We start from the raw sequence: 18,200 nt of genomic DNA, 5'->3' as shown, positions 1-18,200 counted from the left end.
GGGCCATGAGCAGCGTCCCTCCGACGTCGCCGATGGGCGGGCCGCAGAGCCCGCTCGCCACCGGGCAGGCCGCCGGGGTGAACCCGGCCGCGGCCGTCGCCACGCCGTCGCAGGTCGTGGGCGCGGTGCGGCCGCTGACGGTCCGGGCCGTGGAGGCGGCGCAGGCCGATGCGGCGATCCGGCAGTCCGGGATGGGCGGCCTGCTCGCCGACGCGGAGCCGGCGCTGGCGTCGCGGACCCTGCCCACGGCGATCAAGGCGGCGGTGCAGCAACTGGTGCGGTTCGGGATCTCGACCGGCGCGCCGCCCGACGGCGCGGCTCTCAGGGCGGCCGTGGCGCGCTCGGGCCTCTTCCTGGAGGCGCAGCTCGCGCAGACGCCGAACGCGCCGCCGCGGGACATGAAAGCGGCGCTGCTGATCCTGCAGCAGGCGCTGGTGATGGCCGGCGCCGCGGGCGGCCTGCGCGCCACCAAGGCGCCCGCTCCGCCGCCCACGAGGGGTGGTGCGGTCGCGCCCCAGGCGGCGCGGGTCGCCCTGCTCAGGGCCGACGATGCGCCGGAGTATCAACTGGCGACCCTGCGCGAGGAGACCGAGCAGGCCCTGGCCCGCCAGGCGCTGCACCAGCTTGCCTCCCTGCCGGACGAGGCCGGCGGCGCGCGCTGGATGTTCGAGCTGCCCGTGGCCACGCCGCAGGGCGCGGCCGTGGCGCAGTTCGCGATCGAGCGGGACGCGCCCGAGGACACCGGGAGCGCCGAGCGGCCGGCCCCGACCTGGCGCGCCCGCTTCGCCCTCGACATCCCGCCGCTGGGGCCGGTGCATGCGCACCTGCGGCTGAAGGACGGCCGCTGCGGCGCGGTGCTGTGGGTCGAGGACGCGGCCAGCTTCGCCTGGCTGCAGGCTCAGGCCGGCGGCCTGGCCGGGACGCTCGGCGGCGACGTCACCGTCCGGCCCGGCCCGCCGCCCGCGCCGCCGCCCCCGCCCGGCCGCCTGGTGGACCGAACCTCATGAGCGAGCCCGAGAAGCCCACGCTGGCGGTCGCGCTGCACTACGAGGCGCCCGGCGCGCCGAAGGTGGTGGCCGTGGGCCGCGGCGAACTGGGCCAGCGGATCATCGACACCGCCCGCGAGCACGGCGTGCCGCTGGAGGCCAACCCGGCCCTGGCCGAGGCGCTGTCGACCATCGAGCTGGACAGCGAGATCCCCGAGGCCCTCTACGAGGCCGTGGCGGTGATCATCGCCTTCATCATCAACGCCGCCAGGCAGGCGCCCATGCAAGGGCAATCGCCGCTGCACCGCTAGGCGAAGGTGTCGGCCAGCTCCGGCTTGAGCTGGCGATAGATGTTCGCCCACGCGGCGGCGCCCATCACGTAGCTCCAGACGCCGAACACCGCGAAGACGGCATAGCCGACCAGCATCACCGGCACGGTGATCCGCGACATCAGCGCGGGCAGCGCCCCGGGCTCGCTGAAGATCCGCGCGGGATTCGGGCTGCCGGACGCGAACACCGCGAACGCGCCGCCGAACAGCACCGCCTCCAGCAGGACGACCATGGCGAAGAGGCCGAGCGCCACGAGGAAGATCCGCCAGGCGTGTCCCTTCGTGAGACGCCAGGACTCGGTCAGCCGGAAGGTGTTCTCGGCGAAGCTCATGACCGGGCCGAGCGAGAGGCGGATGAGGAGCCAGAGTGAGCCCACGATCGCCGCGACGTAGCCCAGGAAGACCACGATCCCCGCGAAGAGGGCGCCGCCGGCGCCGCCGACCGCCGCTGCGCCGAATGTGACGACGAGGATCGGAATGAGGAAGGCGAGGAACCCCACGAGCCAGGCCAGCACCACGACCACCGACACGACGGTCGTCCAGAGTTCGCGCATGCCCAGCCGCAGATAGAAGAAGCGCCGCTCGTCCGGGAAGAGGACGCTGCGGAAGATCGCGGCGGGCGCCACGACCATCAGGGCGAGGCCCAGCAGGATGGCGATCGGCTGGTAGGCGCCGAGGCTCGACGGGGTGGCCAGCGCCGCCGCCGGATCCGACCCCGCCGTCCGGTAGATCTCCATCATCTGCGGCCAGACGATCGCCTGCGGCGCGGCGGAGACCAGGAAGTAGAGCGCGCACCACGCCAGGAAGGTCAGGGGCTCGCGCCGGATCAGCCCGAACCCGGCGCCGATGGCTTCGCCGACCGCGATACGTCCCATGCTCTCACCCCCCACTCGCGGCGAGGATGTCAGGCGATGGCGATGCGGGCTAGATGGAGTTTGGCCCGGAAGCTGAGGGTTGCGGCGAGAGCCACGGCAGAGAGGAAGTTCCTGGCGGTGCGGTCGTGGCGGGTGGCGATGCGTCGCCCGTCCCTGGCTTCCCTGTTCTGATGAACCTTGGTCCCTGCCTCTTGAGGCCTGCTACGGTGCGCTACGGCGCAATTCTCCCGCAAATTCCAGCTATGGGGTCCGTCGGCGCGCCCCAGGAAAATGGAAAGTCCCTGTTCCTGAGATCAGGCCAGTTCCGTCACGGCTTCCAGGGGGCGGAGACGAGGCCGGGAAATGGGCGATATCCACGACTGAAACCGCGCGATCGCCCGCTGGTCAGGAACGGAAGTCCGAGCCCAGCTATCGGTTATGTCGGAGGTTCCCAGGGCGTCGGCGGCCGGAGACCGGTCGCTGGACCTGAATGGCGGAGAGGGTGGGATTCGAACCCACGATACGCTTTCACGTACGCCGCATTTCGAGTGCGGTACATTCAACCACTCTGCCACCTCTCCAGAGCCGGCGCGGGCCTGTCCCCGAAGGGGGCCCGCTGAGCGAGCGGGCGTTCTACTCATCTCGCCGGTATCGCGCAAGCGCGGCGTCGCGGCGCAGGGCTTCGGCGTCCTCGGCCGGCCTGGCTCCGAGGCCTATCGCGGCCAGAGGATCATCTGGGTGCAGCGGAAGACGGCGACGACCTTGCCGGTGGTCTCGTTCGTGGCCTCGGCGTCCCAGACCTGGGTCATGCGGCCGCCGTGGACCAGGCGGGCCTCGCAGGTGACGCGTTCGCCCGCCCTGGCCGTGCCCAGGTAGTTGGTCTTGATCTCGATCGTCGTGAAGCCGCTCGCGCCCTCCGGCAGCGAGGCCACGCAGGCGTAGCCGCAGGCCGAGTCCACCAGCGCCACCACCGAGGCGGCGTGCATGAAGCCGTTGGCCGCCATGTGCTTCTTCCCGACGGTGAAGCCGCCGCTGGCGCGGCCGTTGGCCACCTCGGCCCACTCGATCCCCAGTTCGCCGGGCAGGGTGCCCTGCTGCCGCTCGGCGAACACCGCCGCCACGTTGCCGTCCATCATCGCTCGCCGTCTCCGGATCGTTGGGCCGCTCCGCACGTGGGAAGCTGACGCTGCGACAGACAAGAGCCGCGGCCGGCGGAAATCCAGCCAAGCTTGCCTGCCGTTGCGCCAATGCGGACAACTGGCGCCCAGCTCCCGATCCGAGGCATGCGCATGTCCGAAGCCCTTCCCGAAATGATCTCGCTGGGCGCGAAGCTCGCCCAGCTCGCCGCGACCCGGGGCGACGCGCCGGCCGTCACCTGCGGCGGGGAGACGCTGACCTACGCCGAGCTGCACCGCCGCTCGAACCGCCTCGCCCGCGCGCTGGCGACCAAGGGCGTGAAGTACGGCGACCTCGTCACCATCGGCCTGCCCAATTCCACCGGCTTCGTCGCCGCCGCCTACGCCGTGTGGAAGCTGGGGGCGACGCCGCAGCCGGTGTCGTTCCGCCTGCCGAAGGCCGAGCTGGCGGCGATCGTGGAACTGGCCGGCTCGCCCGTGGTGATCGCCGACTTCGACCACGTGCTGGACGTGCCGGTGCTGAGGATCGCCGACCTCGAGGCGCTCAGCGGCGACGACGCAGACCTGCCCGACGTCACCGCGCCGATCCTGAAGGCGCCCACCAGCGGCGGCTCCACCGGGCGGCCGAAGCTGATCCTGGCGGGCCAGCCGGCCGTGGCGCCGAAGGTGACGCCCGCCGACACCGGGGCCTTCCGCATCACGCCCGGCGGCACGATGCTGATCCCCGCGCCCCTCTACCACAACGCCCCGTTCGGCATGATGACCAGCGGCACATCCAGCGGCTGCCACGTGGTGCTGACGCCGCGCTTCGACCCGGAGGGGACGCTGGCCGAGATCCAGGCGCGCAGGGCCGACTGGGTCTACCTCGTGCCCACCATGATGAACCGCATCTGGCACCTGCCGGAGGAGGTCCGCGCGAAGTACGACCTCTCCAGCGTCGGGATCCTCTGGCACATGGCCGCGCCGTGCCCGGCCTGGCTGAAGGAGGCCTTCATCCACTGGATCGCGCCGGGCGAGGTGATGGAGCTCTACGCCGGCACCGAGGCCCAGGCCGTCACCATCATCACCGGGACCGAGTGGCTCACCCACCGCGGCTCGGTCGGCAGGGTGGCGATCGGCGAGATGAAGGTCTGCGGCGAGGACGGCGCCGAGCTGCCGCCCGGCGAGGTGGGCGAGATCTACATGCGCCGCGCCGCCGGCACGCCCGAGACGTACAGATACGTCGGCGCCACGGCGAAGGCGCTGGAGGGCGGCTGGGAGAGCCTGGGCGACCTGGGTTCGTTCGACGCCGAGGGCTACCTCTACCTGGCCGACCGGCGCACCGACATGATCCTGGTCGGCGGCTCCAACGTCTATCCGGCCGAGATCGAGAGCGCGCTGCAGGAACACCCGGCGGTGGAGTCCTGCGCAGTCATCGGCCTGCCCGACGACGACCTGGGCAGCCGCATCCACGCAATCGTCAACGCCAGGGGCGAGGTCACCGCCGACGACCTGAAGGCCCACGTGAAGGACCGCCTGGTCACCTACAAGCAGCCGCGCAGCTACGAGTTCGTCGACGAGGCGGTGCGCGACGACGCGGGCAAGGTGCGCCGCACGGCGTTGCGCGACGCGCGCATCGCCGCCATGAAGACGCCGGCTTAGGGGAGGCGCATGAGCATCAAGGGCAAGGCCTACGTGATGGGCGCGTTCGAGCATCCGACGCGCGACGCCCCGGACAAGACGACCGCGCAGCTCCACGCCGAAAGCGCCAGGGGGGCGCTGGAGGACGCCGGGCTCTCGTTCGACGACGTCGACGCCTACTTCTGCGCCGGCGACGCGCCGGGATTCGGGGCCATGTCGATGATCGACTACATGGGCCTTCGGAACGTCCGCCACATGGACACCACCGAGACCGGCGGCTCGTCCTACCTCGTCCACCTGAACCACGCCTGCCAGGCCATCGCCGAGGGCAAGGTGAACGTGGCGCTGATCACGCTCGCCGGCCGGCCGCGCAACGGCGGCGGACGGCCCGGCATCCCGGGCGGGAGCGCGCCCAAGGACGGCCGCCTCGTCGACGGCGCGCCCGAGCAGGGCTTCGAGAGCGTCTACGGCGGCTCGACCCACAACACCTACGGCATGTGCGCCATGCGCCACATGTACGAGTACGGCACCACCTCCGAGCAACTGGCCTGGATCAAGGTCGCCGCCAGCCACCACGCCCAGTGGAACGACCACGCCTTCCTGAAGGACGTGGTCACCGTCGAGCAGGTGGTGAACTCCCGCATGATCGCCGATCCGCTGCACCTGCTGGACTGCTGCGTCGTCACCGACGGCGGCGGCGCGGTCATCGTCACCTCGCCCGAGGTGGCCCGGTCGCTGAACCGGCCCAGGGTGAAGGTGCTGGGCGCGGCCGAGGCGCCGAAGACGCCCATGGGCGGCAAGGCCCTCGACCTCACCACCTGCGCCGCCGCCTGGTCGGGGCCGAAGGCCTTCGCCGAGGCCGGCGTCACGCCCGCCGACATGAAGTACGCCTCGATCTACGACAGCTTCACCATCACCGTCCTGATGACCCTGGAGGACCTGGGCTTCTGCGCGAAGGGCGAGGGCGGGAAGTTCGTGGCCGACGGCGCCCTGATCTCCGGCGTCGGCAAGCTGCCGTTCAACACCGACGGCGGCGGCCTCTGCAACAACCACCCGACGAACCGGGGCGGCATCACCAAGATCATCGAGACCGTCCGCCAGCTCCGCGGCGAGGCCCACCCCAAGGTGCAGGTCCCCAACTGCGACCTGGCGCTGGCCCACGGCACCGGCGGCTCGCTGGGCGTCCGCCACGGCTCGGCGACGGTCATCATGGAACGGGAGGGCTGAACCCATGTCCGAACTCATGACCCGCCCGATCCCGGCGCCCGCCGTCTCCCTGGAGACCAGGCCCTTCTTCGACGCCGCCGCCGAAGGCCGCTTCACCATCAAGCGCTGCACCGCCTGCGGCGAGGCCCACTGGTATCCGCGCGCCATCTGCCCCTACTGCCACTCCGACCGCACGGTCTGGGAGGAGAGCCCCGGGACCGGCGTGATCTACACCTACTCGGTCATGTGGCGCTCGCCGTCCGGCCCCTACGCCATCGGCTACGTCACGCTCGACGAGGGGATCTCGCTCCTCACCAACTTCGTCGACGTGGCGCCCGACGGCCTCAGGATCGGCATGCGCGTGAAGGTGAAGTTCCAGCCCACCGAAGGCGGCCCGCCCGTCCCGGTCTTCGCGCCGGCCTAGCTAGCGTTCCGCCGCCAGCTTCGCGATCAGCGCCTGCGCTTCCCAGGGCCGGGTCACGCGGTGGGTGCGGATGCCGGAACCCTCCAGCGCCGCGAACAGGGCCTCGTACTGGCGCTTCCTGCGGTCGTAGGTGTCCCAGGCCCAGCGGATGGGGTGGCCCTTGTCGAGCCAGCGGGCGAAGTCCTCGCGGTTGCCCGTGCCCGGCCACAGCTCCTCGCGCCCCCACGCGCGGGCGAACGAGCGGCGGATCACGCGGGCCATCACCAGCGGCCGCGGATAGTCCAGCCACACGAGGTCGGTCGCCCGCGCCAGCAGCGGCGGCCGCGAGGTGATGTAGTTGCCGCAGCTCACCCAGGCCTCGTCCGCCATCGCCTCGGCGCAGCGGCGGAGGAACTCGGCGGGGTCGGTCTCGTGCAGCGCCGTCCAGCCCGGCTGCCAGGTCACCGCGTCGAGGTCGATGTGGCGCACGCCGAGCCGCGCCGCCAGCGTCCGCGCGAACCTGGTCTTCCCCGACCCCGATGTCCCGACCGCCGCGATCCGCATGGCCGAGGCCCTTACCACATGCCGGCGCTGTCCGCGGCGAAGCCGCGAGAATATGGAACCGCGGAATACGCGGAAGGGCCGCCGCGCGACGGTGAGGCCGGGGACGGTCGTCCGTCTTCCCTCTTTCCGCGTCATTCCGCGTATTCCGCGGTTCAACCCGAAGGGCGCTTCGCGGTCCACGGCCAACGCATGCCGGAACGGGCGCCCTTCAGCTTGACAGCCCGGCCCCCGAGGATCATCTCGCCGTCCGATCGGACCGTTTCGGCGAGCCGACGTCACAGGAACCCATGAACCCCATGCCCAGCGACAGTCACAGTCGATTGTACGCGTCGTCGCGGCCGCGCGTGGCCTGACCCGGCCGGGTCGGCTCGCCACGTCCGCCGCGCCGGCGGAAACGAGGTGAGCCATGCAGAATACCCCCAAGGTCCCGGCGGCGGACCCCGTGCTGTTCGCCGAACTCGTCGGCGAGCACATCGCGGACATCGTCGCGCGCCTCAACGACGAGACGCTCGAGCGCGCCACCGGCGTGCTCGCGCACCTGCCGTTCGAGCGCGCGGTCGAAGTCCTCGACCGGCCCGAACTCGACCGGCCCGGCGAGCTGCTTCTCGAACTTCCCGGCACGGCGTCGGGCGGCCTGCTGGCCGCGATGTCCGCCGACCGCGCGGCCGCGGCGTTGCGCGAGCTCGACGGGGCGGACCGAACGGCGCTGCTGACCCGACTCGATTTCGAGACCGCGGCCGGGCTGAAGCAACTCCTGGCGTATCCGCCCGACACCGCCGGCAGCCTCATGACGACGGAGTTCGTCAGCGTGCCGGCCACCTACACCGCCGAGACGACGCTGCGGCACCTGCGCGAGGTCGAGCGCACGCGCGAGACCATCTACGCCATCCACGTGCTCGAACCGAAGACGCGCGCGCTGTTGCGCATCGTGACCCTGCGCCAGCTCATCGCCGCCGAGCCCGCGACGCCCATCGTCGAGGTGGGGCCCGGGCGGGCGCCGATCGTCGTGGAGCCCGAGACGGATCGGGAAGACGTCGCGCGGCTCATCTCCATCCACGACCTGCTGTCGGTCCCGGTGCTGAACCATCGCGGCCAGGTGCTGGGCATCGTCACGGTCGACGACGTCATCGACGCCATCGTCGCCGAGAGCACCGAGGACGTGCAGAAGTTCGGCGGCGTGGAGGGGATCGCCGAGCCCTACATGCAGATCACCTTCGGCAGGATGATCCGCAAGCGGGCGGGCTGGCTCGCGGCGCTCTTCATCGGCGAGATGCTGACGGCCAGCGCCATGCAGCATTTCGAGGACGAGCTCGCCAAGGCGGTCGTGCTGACGCTGTTCATCCCGCTGATCATGAGCTCGGGGGGGAACTCGGGGTCCCAGGCGACGTCGCTGCTGATCCGGGCGCTGGCGCTGGGGCAACTGCGGCTGCGCGACTGGTGGCGGGTGGCGATCCGCGAGATCCCAACCGGCCTGACGCTGGGCGCCATCCTGGGCGCGGTCGGGATGGCCCGGATCGCGGCGTGGCAGGTCGCGGGGATCTACGACTACGGCCCGCACTGGCCGCTGATCGCGCTCACCGTCGGCGTCGGCCTGGTGGGCATCGTGACCTTCGGCTCGCTGTCGGGGTCCATGCTGCCCTTCGTCCTGAAGCGACTCGGCTTCGACCCCGCGAGCGCCTCGGCGCCATTCGTCGCGACGCTGGTGGATGTCACGGGCCTCGTGATCTACTTCAGCGTCGCCCTCGTCATCCTCAAGGGAACGCTGCTGTGACGTTTCGGCAGGCGGCCGCCGAAGCCCCCCTACATGCCGGCGCTGTCAGCGGCGAAGCCGCAGCAGGATGAACCACCAACGACACCAAGTTCACCAAGGCGCGCCGGCCCGGCCAGGCCTCGCGGCGGGACTTCGTGCCCTTGGTGAACTTGGTGGTTCGAAAAGGGCGCTTCGCGCCGGGTCAGGCGGGCCGCGGAGTGATCCGCGCGCGGGGCCGCACGTCCAGCGCCTCAGCCTTTGATCTTCTCCCACTTGTAGGGTTCGTCCTCGCCTTTGCGGAACGTGCCCTGCAGGTCGAACTTGCCGTCGCCGTCGGTGTCGTAGAGGCCGATCTCGGGCGAGCCGTCGCGGTTCCTGTCGAGCAGGACGGTGTCGATCCGGCCGTCGCGGTCGGCGTCGATGAGGGTCATCACCGCCTCGCGCCTGCTGGTCGGGATGACGATGGTGAAGTCGCCGGCGTCGTCACAGTCGGAGTCCATCAGGTATTCGACGCCCACCGGGTCCCTGGACGGGCGGCTGTCGATCTCGGCCGGCTTGCAGACGCCGCCCGGCGCGTTCGAACGCGTCCTGGCCAGGCGATCCTCCTTGGCCGCCAGCAGGGCCCTCACGTCGTCAGCGGAGACCGCGAAGTTCAGGCCCTCGCCGCCCGACTTGAAGCTGTTGATGCCGACCACCTCCAGCTTCTCGTTCAGCAGGGGGCCGCCGGAGTTGCCCGGGTTGATGGGCGTCTGGGTCTGGATGACGGTCGCCTTGTGCTCGTAGCGGTCGCCCGTCGCGGTCCAGGCGTAGTCGCGGCGCACCTGGCTGACGATGCCGCGGGTGTAGGTCCAGGCCTCGCCCGTCGGGTGGCCGATGGCGTGGACGTCGGCGCCGATCCTCACCGCCTCGACGCCGCCCAGGGCCAGCGGCCTCACGCCCTCCGGCAGGGCGTCGACCTTCACCAGCGCCAGGTCGGTCACTTCGTCGACGCGCAGCACCCTGGCCTTGTGGACCTCGGCGTCCTTGACCGAGGCGCCTTCCTGGGCGGGCTTGTAGACGACGCCGACGCTCTCGAAGTCGCCGGTCACGTGGAGGTTGGTGACGATCAGGCCGTCGGCGCCCACCACCACGCCCGAGCCCAGGCCATCGGGCGTCACCACCAGCACCACCGACGACGAGGCCTGTTCATAGACCCGCGTCTCGGCCGCGCCGCGCGTGGCGGCCCGGGCGTCGGGCCTGAGGCCGGCGAGCGCCTGGCCGTAGCGCTTCACCGCGGCGCCCGAGCGGGCGGCGGCCGCGCCGGCGGCGACCGACGGCGCGACGGCGGGCTTCATCGGCTTGCGCGGACCCTTCGTATGGGCGGCCGGCTGGCCGAGGTAGGCTTCCGGCGGTGCGGCGGCGGCATATGATGGCATGGCCAAGCTGGCCGTCAGCGCGGCGATTCGGAGCCATTTCATGGCCTTGGGCTTCCCCTCCGGACTTCGGCTGCGAAGCCTAGCGGGGCTGGGAGTCGCGGCAAGCCTGTTTCTCGGCGGGGTCGCGCCGGCGCGTGCGGCCACGCCCGACGCGCAGATCGGCGCGGCGGCGCGGCTGTTCTTCGACGGCCAGGGCCTGAAGGCCCGCGCGCAGCTCATCGCCCTCGCCGAGGCGGCGCGCGACGACCCGGCGGCGCGGGCGCGGGCGCTGGCGAGCCTGCTGGAGATCTGCCGCCGGATGCGGGCGAACGCCTGCCTCGCCGAGCATGCACAGGCCTATGTGGACGCCGTGGTCCCGTCGCCGGACCCGGCGCAGCGGCTGCGGCGGGCGCTGGAGGTCGACTACCACGTCAACGCCACGCGCCTGGCCATCGGGTCGAAGGCGGCGCTGGACGAGGCGCTGGCCGACAGGCTGTGGGCGGCGGACACGCCCGCGACGGGCGTGGCCTGGCTGCGCCGCCGCGCGCTCCGGGCCGAGATCCTGCGGGCCGCCGGCTCACGCGAAGAGGCCGAGCGCGCCGCGGGCGAGGTGCTGGCCATCGTGGGCGCGCTGGAGGCACCCGAGCCGGCGGCCTATGAGGTGGCGACGGTGCTGGCGGACGTGCTGGCGATCCTCGTCGAGCTGGGCGCCTACGAGCGCGCGCACGGGCTCTATGCGGCGAGCGCCGCGTTCATCACGGCCGCCCTGCCGGCCCGGACGCCGGAGGCGCTGCTGCTCCACCGGACGGCGGCCGACCTGCTCGAGGCGGTGGACGACGGCGAGGGCGCAGCGCGGGAGACGGACGCGGTGCTCGCCGGGCTGGCGACGCTGGAGCTCGATCCCGACACGCGCGACCGGGTCCGGGGCTGGGCGCTCGGGATGAAGGCGGCGCTCTGCCGCGACGCGCCCGACTGCGGGCTGCGCGCGCTGGCCGACCATCCGATGGCCGCGCTCTACCGGACGCCGGGCCGCGCGCCCGCCGGCCTGGACGAGGTCGCCTACCTCGCGGCCCGCGCCGTTGCGGCGCAGCGGGCGCGCACGCCCGACGCCGTGGCGGCCCAGGCGCTGGGCGGCCCCCTGGGGTTCGAGCCGGACGCCGCCGAGGCCGCAGCCGTCGACGCCTACCGGCTGGCCGGCGCGGCCCTGGCGCGTCAGCCGGGCCCGGAGAAGGCCGCGGCGCTCGTCCGGCTCGGCGGGCGGGTCCGCGCCGCCGCTTCGGCGATCAACGGCGGGCCGGCGGGGTCGTGGTACCGGCCGGGCGTCCTCGACCGCCTGCTGATCGGCCTGTCGCTGATCCCGGCCGCGCGCCAGGGCGGCGACCCGGAGACGACCTTCGCGCTCGTCCAGCTCGCGGGCCGCGCCGGTCCGGGCTTCGACGCCGACGCGATGACGCTGCTCGCCTCGGCCCGCGACCCGGCCCTGCGCCGGCTGGCCCACGACGGCCTGCGCCTGCGCGCCCGGCGGGACCGGCAGGAGCAGGCGTCGATCGCGGAGATGATCCGGCGTGGCGGGTCGGCGGGCGCGGCGGGCGGCGCGCCGCGGCCCTTCACCTATGACGCGGGTCGCCTCGCGGAGCTGGGCGGCCTGAACGCCCGGCTCGCGGCGTCGGACGCGGCGCTGGCCAAGGCCGGCCTCGCCACCTCCGGCGCCAACCTCGTGACGCTGCAGAAGCTGCGCGGCGTGCTTGCCGCCGACGAGGCCGCGCTGGCCTACGTGCCGGTGGGGGGCGAGCTTCTCTACGCCTGCGTCCGGCGCGAGGGGATGACGCTCGTCACGGCCCGGCCCGACACGAGCCGCGTCAGCCTGGATGCGCGGCTGATCGAAGCCGCGCTGTCGGCCACGCATGCGCCGGACGAGGCGGCCGACAGCCAGTTCCCGGTCGCGGCGGCCGTGCGGCTCTACGACGTGTTCCTGCGGCCGTTCGAGCCCTGCCTGAAGCGCGGCGACCGGGTGACCTGGCTCTCGCCGCTGGTCAGCGTGGGCGGCCTGCCGCTGGCCGCGCTGCTGCCGCGCGAGCCGCCGCGGCGGGGCGAGGGCTGGGACCTGGCGGCCGCCGAGTGGTTCGTGCGCGCGCACGCCGTCAGCTATGCGGGCTCGGCCAGCGCGCTCGTCGCCGCGCGCACGGCGCGGTCCCGCCCGCCGGACCGCGACTTCCTGGGCGTGGGCGACCCCGTGCTCGACGGTCCCGCCGCCGCGGCGGTGCGCAAGGCGGGCCTGGGCCCGCTGCCGGAGACGGCGACGGAGCTGGCCGCCTCGGCCCGCCCGTTCCGCACGGCGCAGGTCCTGACCGGCGCGGAGGCGACCGAGGCCCGCGTGCGCGAGGCGCTGGCGCCCGGCGCGCGCCTCGTGTCGTTCGCCACCCATGGCGTCATGCGCGGCGAGGTCGAAGGGGTGGACGAACCGGCCCTGGTGCTGACGCCCGGCGAGGGGGGCGACGGCTTCCTCACGGCCTCCGAGATCGCCGACCTGCAGCTTCCGGCCGACTTCGTGGCGCTGTCGGCCTGCAACACGGCGAACCTGGAGTTCACCCGCCTCGCCCAGGACCTGCCGGCGCTCAGCTCGGCCTTCGCCCAGGCGGGCGTACGCGGGGTGATGGGCACGCTGTGGCCGGTGAATTCCGAGACCGGCGCGACGGTCGTCTCCGGCCTCTTCGCGCGCCTCGCCGGCCCCGATGCGGCCGGACCCGCCGCCGCCCTCGCCGAGGCCCAGCGCGCCTACCTGGCCGCGCCGCCCGGCCGCGCCCAGCTCCACCCGCGCTTCTGGGCGCCCTTCATCATCCTGGGCGACGGCGGCCGCTAAGCCTCCTCGGCCGCGATGCCGAACTCGGCCAGGATCTCGTCGGTCTGTTCGCCCAGCCTGGGCGGGTGGCGGCGCAGGTTGCTGGGGGACTTGGAGAACTTCACCGGGGGCTTCATCAGCCGGTAGGTCCCGAGCTCCGGGTGGGTGAAGGGCTGGAAGAAGCCGACGGCCTTGAGGTGCGGGTCGTCGTCGAGGTCGTCCAGGGTGTTGGTCTTCACCACCGGGATCGACAGGGGCTTGAGGATGTCCAGCCACTCCTGGGTGGTCTTGGTGGCGGCGGCCTGCTCGATCATGCCGTAGAGCTCGCGGGTGTGCCTGGCGCGGGTGGCGTAGTCGGCGAAGCGGGGGTCGGACTTCACGGCCTCGCCGAAGCCGGCGGCGTCGAAGAACTGGTCCCACTGCCTGTCGGTGTAGGGCAGGAGGCCGATGTAGCCGTCCTTGGTGGCGAAGGGCTTGCGGTTGGGGTTGACCACCCGCTGGTAGCCCCACTGGCCGGTCGGCGGGTCGAAGGTGTGGTCGTAGAGGTGCTCGACGAGCAGGAAGCTGGTCACGCACTCGAACATCGGCACTTCCACGAACTGGCCCTCGCCGGTGCGCGCCTTGTGCAGCAGGGCCGCGGTGACCGCCTGCGACAGGAAGAGGCCCGAGACCTTGTCGGCCACCAGGGTGGGCAGGATGCGCGGGGTCGGGTCGCCGTCGGTGCGGGGCAGCAGGTCGGCGCAGCCCGAGGCCGACTGGATCAGGTCGTCGTAGGCCGGCTCGCCGGCGTAGGGGCCGTCCGAGCCGTAGCCGGCGGCGTGGACGAAGACGATGTCGGGCTTGATGGCGGCCACGTCCTCGTAGGCGAGGCCCAGGCGCTTCATGCCTTCGTAGCGGATGGACGAGGCGACCACGTCGCAGGAGCGGATGATCTTCGCGAGCGCCCGCCTGGCGCTCTCCTTCTTCAGGTCGAGCAGGATCGAGCGCTTGTTGCGGTTGATGTTGAGGAAGATGGGGCCCATGCCGCGCGGCGCGCCCTCGGGCAGGTGGCCGGCCCAGCGCATGATGTCGCCGCCGTCGCCGCGGCCCGAGCCGGGGTCCTCCAGCTTGATCACGTCGGCGCCCTGGTCGGCGAGGATCTGGGTGCCGTAGGCGCCGTTCACCACGCTGGTGAGGTCCAGGATGCGGATTCCGGCGAGCGGTCCCGTGGCCTTCGCGCCCATGGTGTTGGTCATCCCGCTTCCTCCCTTACGCCTGTTCGAGCCTTTGGACCGTGGCCCGAAGTTCGGCAACGATCGCGTCTTCCCTGTCTTCCAGCCGGGGCACGGCGCCGGCGACGCCCACGGCGCTCATCCGCCCGAACGGGCCCTTGGGCAGCGCCGCGCCGATGATGCCGACGCCGGGCGAGATGGCGTGCCTGGAGAAGGCGTAGCCGCGGGCGCGCACCTCGCCCACGCGGCTCATCAGCTCCTCGCGGCTCTGGCCGCCGCTCTCGCCCGCGGCGTTGATGCGCCGGCGCAGGCGCTCGATCTCGGCGTCGGTCTTGCCGGAGAGCAGCACGAGGCCGAGGCCCGAGCGCGCCAGGGGCCTCAGCGTGCCGGGCTGGACCCTGGCCTGCAGCGGCTCGGCGGAATGGATCAGGTGGACGTACTGCGCATGCAGGTCGCTCTGCACCGCCAGGATCACCGTCTCGCCGGTGCGGGCGGCCAGGCCCTCCAGCGCCGGCAGGAGCTGGCCGTCGCCGAACAGCGCCTGCGGCACCCAGGCGCCCAGCACCGAGATGCGCATGGTGGGGAAGTAGGTCCGCCGCTCGCGGTCGTAGTCGAGGTAGCCGAGCTGGACGAGCGACTTCAGCAGCGCCGAGCCGGACGAGGTGGGATAGCCCAGCTCGTCCAGGATCTCCTTCAGCGCCAGCGGCCGGCGATGGCGCGCGAAGACCTCCAGGATCTCCAGCGCCCGCTTCGCCGACTTGACCGCGCTGTCGGTCACCTGCTTCCCCGTCGATGGCTCAGAAAACACATATGTGGAAATTCCATCCACATATGGGCGAATGCCGGAAGGCCTAGTATCCGTTCGCGCGGGCCTGTTCAATGGCCGCAAGACCAAGAGGGAACGCCATGCACTTCGAGCTCGCCGAAGAGCACCGCATGCTCAAGGACCTCGTCGCGAGGTTCGTGAAGGACGAGCTGATGCCGCTGGAAGCCGGCGTCATGCAGCGCGAGGCCGAGGGCAAGGGCCTGGGCATCGGGCCCGAGGACCACGCCCGCCTCGACGCCAAGGCGCACGAGCTGGGCCTGTTCGGCCTGGACGCGCCGCAGGACGTGGGCGGCTCGGACCTGCCGATGCTGGCCATGGTCGGCGTCGAGGAGGAGATCGGCCGCTGCGTCACGCCCTACACCCTGCCGCCGGATTCGCCCAACCTGCGCATGCTGATGCAGACGGTGGACGAGCGTCAGCGGGCCGCCTACCTGGCCCCCTACGTCGCCGGCAAGACCGTCTCGGCGATCGGCATCTCCGAGCCCGGCGCGGGGTCGGACCCCGCCGGCATGACCACGCGGGCCGTGCGCGACGGCGACGACTGGGTGATCAACGGCCGGAAGATCTGGATTTCGCGGGCGGCCGACGCCGACTTCACCATCCTGATGGCGGTGACCGACCCCGAGAAGCGGGCGCGGGGCGGGATCACGGCGTTCCTGGTCGACAAGGGGACGCCGGGGTTCAACGTGCTGCGGCGCATCCCGATGGTGGGCGGGGCCTACACCTACGAGGTGGCGCTGGAGGACTGCCGGGTCGAGGGCTGGAAGCTGCTGGGCCAGGAGGGCGCGGGCTTCGCGCCGATGCAGACGCGGCTGGGCACGCGGCGCATCCAGATGGCGGCCTGGTCGGTGGGCATGGCGCAGCGGGCGCTGGACATGGTCATCGACTACGCGCCGCAGCGGAAGACGTTCGGCGTGCCGCTCAGCGAGCGCCAGGCGATCCAGTTCTGGGTGGCCGAGGCGGCGACCAAGATCCACGCGGCGCGGCTGATGACCTACGACTGCGCCTGGAAGCTGGACAACGGCCGCGACGTCCGCTCCGAGATCAGCATGATCAAGTGGTTCGCCACCGAGATGGCCTATGAGACGGTCGACCGCGCCATGCAGGCGTTCGGCGCCATGGGCATGACCAAGGAAATCCCGCTGCAGCTCATGCAGGCGAAGCTGCGGACGATGCGGATCTACGACGGCCCCAGCGAGGTGCATAAGTGGGTCGTGGCCAGGAACCTGTTGGGGACGAGACGATGATGCAGACACAATTCGGCGATCACGTTCAGATCGCGGTCGACGGCCACGTCGCCGTGGTGACCATCGACCGGCCGCCGCACAACCACGTGTCGGTCGACTTCATGAAGGACCTGGCCGACGCGTTCGACGCCATCGACGCCGAGCCCGGCGTGCGCTGCTCGGTGCTGCAGGCGGAAGGCAAGAACTTCTGCGCCGGCGCCGACCTGGTGCGGACCGAGGGCGAGGGGGGGCTGGGGTCGGTGAACCCGCTCTACGACCAGGCGGTGCGGCTGTTCTCGGCGCAGAAGCCGATCGTGGCGGCGGTGCAGGGCGCGGCGGTGGGCGCGGGCCTGGGGCTGGTGGTCGTCGCCGACTTCCGGATCGCCTCGCCCGACGCCAAGTTCGCGGCCAACTTCGTGAAGCTGGGCTTCCACCCCGGATTCGGCCTCACCCACACCCTGCCGCGCCTGATCGGCCCCTCGAAGGCCGAGCTGATGTTCCTGACTGCGCGCCGGGTGAAGGCCGACGACGCCCTGGCCTGGGGCCTGGTCGACGAGGTCGTGCCTCTGGAGGCGCTGCGCGCCGCGGCCCTGACGCTGGCGAGGGAGATCGCCGAGAACGCGCCGCTGGCGCTGGTCTCCACGCGCAAGACCCTGCGCGCGGACCTGGCGGCCGCCGTGCGCGCCCAGACCGACAAGGAAGCCGCCGAGCAGGCCTGGCTGCGCAAGACGCAGGACTACGCCGAGGGCGTGCGCTCGGTGGCCGAGCGCCGCGTCGGCGACTTCGTCGGGCGATGAGCCGCCGGTGAAGCGGGCCCTCGTCGCACTCGCCCTCCTCGCCGCGGTTCCGGCCGCGGCGCAGGATACGTCCAAGGACGGCAAGGTGGAGACGGTGGAGGTGCGCACGCGCGCCGACGCCGTCGGCGACGTCTACCGCTTCAGGAGCGAGGCGAAGTACGCCGAGAAGACCGCGGACGGGCAGGCCAGCCAGCACAACACCCAGGTGTTCGAGGTGGAGGTGCTGGGCGTCGCGGCCGACGCGCTCAGGCTCCGCTACACGCTGAAGGAGGTCAGCCTCACCGACAGCTCCGGCCCGGCCATGGAGACGGCGCTGAAGGCGCTGATCGGCGCGCCGCTCGACTTCCGCCTGCGCGGCGACGGCATGCTGACGGGCCTGGACAACTGGGACGAGTTCAAGAGCCGCGTGCTGGCCGGCGTCGACCGGGCGCTGCCGCCGCAGGACACGATCCGCAACACCTACCACCAGCGCTTCGCCCAGGAGCCGCTGTACGCGGCGCAGGACATGGTGCTGGGCGACGTGCGGCTGATGGCGATCATGGAGCCGAAGGGCGCCGCCCCGCTGGGCTCGAACGTGGTCGTGGACCATCGCAGGAGCCCGCCTGGCCGCGCGCTCTCCGACATCCGCGTGCTGAAGGCGGGCTGCACGGTGCGCGTGACCCGCGCCGCGGTCGGCGGCACGTCCGGCGTCCAGCAGGACTTCACCACCGACGCCGTCGTCTCCAGCCGCGACGGCCGCGTGATCAGCCTGAACCAGCGCCGCATCGAACGCGCCGGCGGCTCCACCATCGACGAACAGGTCACCATCCGCCGCGTCAGCGCCGCGCCGGAGTGCTGAGGCCGGGGCGAGGCCTTCGAGCCCGTCCTGTGACGGATCGTCCCCACGCGTTCCGCCGCCGATTGGCGTTCGCTCCGCATCGACGACCCCAGGACGCTGCTTCCCCTCTTCGATGACTAGACCATTCGGCGCTGAGGTAGGTCCGAGGTCGGGAAGCCGAATGGTCTAATCCTAAGCGAAGGTCTTGAGCCTTCGACGGTTCAAGCGAACCGCCGAATGCT

Annotated in this window: 16 protein-coding genes and 1 tRNA gene; 10 read left to right on the top strand and 7 right to left on the bottom strand. The window is 72.2% G+C overall.

The features are described from left to right. Window positions 1-5: 5 nt before the first annotated feature. Both KF737_RS10120 and KF737_RS10115 read left to right on the top strand, forming a co-directional pair. Window positions 6-1,007: a flagellar hook-length control protein FliK gene (locus KF737_RS10120; protein ID WP_296453997.1), complete on the top strand. Its 1,002-nt coding sequence runs from the start codon at window positions 6-8 to the stop codon at window positions 1,005-1,007. Continuing rightward, on the top strand, window positions 1,004-1,297 hold the full coding sequence (locus tag KF737_RS10115) for an EscU/YscU/HrcU family type III secretion system export apparatus switch protein (protein WP_296453993.1): 294 nt from the start codon (window positions 1,004-1,006) through the stop codon (window positions 1,295-1,297). Before KF737_RS10120 ends, KF737_RS10115 begins: the two co-directional genes overlap by 4 nt. Here the strand turns inward: KF737_RS10115 and KF737_RS10110 are convergent. The 3 genes from KF737_RS10110 to KF737_RS10100 form a co-directional block, all read right to left on the bottom strand. After that, window positions 1,294-2,190 (bottom strand): hypothetical protein, encoded by an 897-nt coding sequence (locus KF737_RS10110; RefSeq protein ID WP_296453991.1) that lies wholly within the window; start codon window positions 2,188-2,190, stop codon window positions 1,294-1,296. The two genes, KF737_RS10115 and KF737_RS10110, sit on opposite strands and share 4 nt — an antisense overlap. A gap of 470 nt (window positions 2,191-2,660) precedes the next feature. Next, a tRNA-Ser gene (locus KF737_RS10105) sits at window positions 2,661-2,750 on the bottom strand. A gap of 132 nt (window positions 2,751-2,882) precedes the next feature. Next, window positions 2,883-3,305 carry a PaaI family thioesterase gene (locus tag KF737_RS10100; protein WP_296453988.1) on the bottom strand — a complete coding sequence of 141 codons (423 nt, stop codon included), beginning with the start codon at window positions 3,303-3,305 and terminating at the stop codon, window positions 2,883-2,885. A gap of 153 nt (window positions 3,306-3,458) precedes the next feature. Between KF737_RS10100 and KF737_RS10095 the strand changes: the two genes are divergently transcribed. The 3 genes from KF737_RS10095 to KF737_RS10085 are packed head-to-tail and all read left to right on the top strand — an operon-like array spanning window position 3,459 to window position 6,555. Further along, window positions 3,459-4,946 carry an AMP-binding protein gene (locus tag KF737_RS10095; protein WP_296453985.1) on the top strand — a complete coding sequence of 496 codons (1,488 nt, stop codon included), beginning with the start codon at window positions 3,459-3,461 and terminating at the stop codon, window positions 4,944-4,946. A gap of 9 nt (window positions 4,947-4,955) precedes the next feature. Continuing rightward, window positions 4,956-6,152: a thiolase domain-containing protein gene (locus KF737_RS10090; protein ID WP_296453980.1), complete on the top strand. Its 1,197-nt coding sequence runs from the start codon at window positions 4,956-4,958 to the stop codon at window positions 6,150-6,152. A 4-nt stretch (window positions 6,153-6,156) separates the two neighbouring features. Then, window positions 6,157-6,555 carry a Zn-ribbon domain-containing OB-fold protein gene (locus KF737_RS10085; RefSeq protein WP_296453976.1) on the top strand — a complete coding sequence of 133 codons (399 nt, stop codon included), beginning with the start codon at window positions 6,157-6,159 and terminating at the stop codon, window positions 6,553-6,555. Here the strand turns inward: KF737_RS10085 and KF737_RS10080 are convergent, their stop codons facing one another. Further along, window positions 6,556-7,098 carry a hypothetical protein gene (locus tag KF737_RS10080; protein WP_296453973.1) on the bottom strand — a complete coding sequence of 181 codons (543 nt, stop codon included), beginning with the start codon at window positions 7,096-7,098 and terminating at the stop codon, window positions 6,556-6,558. Between the two features lie 406 nt (window positions 7,099-7,504). Here KF737_RS10080 and mgtE point away from each other — a divergent pair, with 406 nt between their 5' ends. Further along, window positions 7,505-8,869, top strand: a complete 1,365-nt coding sequence (mgtE, locus tag KF737_RS10075; RefSeq protein WP_296453970.1) for a magnesium transporter — start codon at window positions 7,505-7,507, stop codon at window positions 8,867-8,869. Between the two features lie 230 nt (window positions 8,870-9,099). Here the strand turns inward: mgtE and KF737_RS10070 are convergent, their stop codons facing one another. Beyond that, window positions 9,100-10,305, bottom strand: a complete 1,206-nt coding sequence (locus KF737_RS10070) for a trypsin-like peptidase domain-containing protein (RefSeq protein WP_296453967.1) — start codon at window positions 10,303-10,305, stop codon at window positions 9,100-9,102. On the opposite strand from KF737_RS10070, the gene KF737_RS10065 reads away from it, so the two are divergent. Further along, window positions 10,304-13,102: a CHAT domain-containing protein gene (locus tag KF737_RS10065; RefSeq protein WP_296453964.1), complete on the top strand. Its 2,799-nt coding sequence runs from the start codon at window positions 10,304-10,306 to the stop codon at window positions 13,100-13,102. The genes KF737_RS10070 and KF737_RS10065 overlap by 2 nt on opposite strands. Here the strand turns inward: KF737_RS10065 and KF737_RS10060 are convergent. Together KF737_RS10060 and KF737_RS10055 are read right to left on the bottom strand one after the other, a co-directional pair. After that, a complete protein-coding gene (locus KF737_RS10060; protein WP_296453961.1) occupies window positions 13,099-14,316 on the bottom strand; it encodes a CaiB/BaiF CoA-transferase family protein in 1,218 nt (405 codons plus the stop codon). The two genes, KF737_RS10065 and KF737_RS10060, sit on opposite strands and share 4 nt — an antisense overlap. A 13-nt stretch (window positions 14,317-14,329) precedes the next feature. After that, entirely contained in the window at window positions 14,330-15,070 is a 741-nt protein-coding gene (locus KF737_RS10055) for an IclR family transcriptional regulator (protein WP_296453958.1), read from the bottom strand. A gap of 128 nt (window positions 15,071-15,198) precedes the next feature. Here KF737_RS10055 and KF737_RS10050 point away from each other — a divergent pair, with 128 nt between their 5' ends. Genes KF737_RS10050 through KF737_RS10040 form a run of 3 tightly spaced genes read left to right on the top strand, consistent with a single transcriptional unit; the run spans window position 15,199 to window position 17,979 of the window. Continuing rightward, entirely contained in the window at window positions 15,199-16,365 is a 1,167-nt protein-coding gene (locus KF737_RS10050; protein ID WP_296453955.1) for an acyl-CoA dehydrogenase family protein, read from the top strand. Beyond that, a complete protein-coding gene (locus KF737_RS10045; RefSeq protein WP_296453952.1) occupies window positions 16,362-17,141 on the top strand; it encodes an enoyl-CoA hydratase/isomerase family protein in 780 nt (259 codons plus the stop codon). Before KF737_RS10050 ends, KF737_RS10045 begins: the two co-directional genes overlap by 4 nt. A gap of 7 nt (window positions 17,142-17,148) precedes the next feature. Beyond that, the gene (locus KF737_RS10040; RefSeq protein WP_296453949.1) at window positions 17,149-17,979 is read left to right on the top strand and encodes a hypothetical protein; all 831 of its coding nucleotides are present in this window, start codon (window positions 17,149-17,151) and stop codon (window positions 17,977-17,979) included. Window positions 17,980-18,200 lie beyond the last annotated feature (221 nt).

The organism is Phenylobacterium sp., assembly GCF_019636135.1.
In the GTDB taxonomy this organism is placed as follows: Bacteria; Pseudomonadota; Alphaproteobacteria; order Caulobacterales; family Caulobacteraceae; genus Phenylobacterium.
The sequence above is the reverse complement of the archived record's forward strand: the minus strand, read 5'-3'. Positions and strand labels throughout refer to the sequence as shown.

Excerpts from the sequence above, each read along its gene's own strand:
- KF737_RS10120 (WP_296453997.1), top strand. The coding sequence starts at position 6 with ATGAGCAGCGTCCCTCCGACGTCGCCGATGGGCGGGCCGCAGAGCCCG.
- KF737_RS10115 (WP_296453993.1), top strand. The coding sequence starts at position 1,004 with ATGAGCGAGCCCGAGAAGCCCACGCTGGCGGTCGCGCTGCACTACGAG.
- KF737_RS10110 (WP_296453991.1), bottom strand. The coding sequence starts at position 2,190 with ATGGGACGTATCGCGGTCGGCGAAGCCATCGGCGCCGGGTTCGGGCTG.
- KF737_RS10100 (WP_296453988.1), bottom strand. The coding sequence starts at position 3,305 with ATGATGGACGGCAACGTGGCGGCGGTGTTCGCCGAGCGGCAGCAGGGC.
- KF737_RS10095 (WP_296453985.1), top strand. The coding sequence starts at position 3,459 with ATGTCCGAAGCCCTTCCCGAAATGATCTCGCTGGGCGCGAAGCTCGCC.
- KF737_RS10090 (WP_296453980.1), top strand. The coding sequence starts at position 4,956 with ATGAGCATCAAGGGCAAGGCCTACGTGATGGGCGCGTTCGAGCATCCG.
- KF737_RS10085 (WP_296453976.1), top strand. The coding sequence starts at position 6,157 with ATGTCCGAACTCATGACCCGCCCGATCCCGGCGCCCGCCGTCTCCCTG.
- KF737_RS10080 (WP_296453973.1), bottom strand. The coding sequence starts at position 7,098 with ATGCGGATCGCGGCGGTCGGGACATCGGGGTCGGGGAAGACCAGGTTC.
- mgtE (WP_296453970.1), top strand. The coding sequence starts at position 7,505 with ATGCAGAATACCCCCAAGGTCCCGGCGGCGGACCCCGTGCTGTTCGCC.
- KF737_RS10065 (WP_296453964.1), top strand. The coding sequence starts at position 10,304 with ATGGCCTTGGGCTTCCCCTCCGGACTTCGGCTGCGAAGCCTAGCGGGG.
- KF737_RS10070 (WP_296453967.1), bottom strand. The coding sequence starts at position 10,305 with ATGAAATGGCTCCGAATCGCCGCGCTGACGGCCAGCTTGGCCATGCCA.
- KF737_RS10060 (WP_296453961.1), bottom strand. The coding sequence starts at position 14,316 with ATGACCAACACCATGGGCGCGAAGGCCACGGGACCGCTCGCCGGAATC.
- KF737_RS10050 (WP_296453955.1), top strand. The coding sequence starts at position 15,199 with ATGCACTTCGAGCTCGCCGAAGAGCACCGCATGCTCAAGGACCTCGTC.
- KF737_RS10045 (WP_296453952.1), top strand. The coding sequence starts at position 16,362 with ATGATGCAGACACAATTCGGCGATCACGTTCAGATCGCGGTCGACGGC.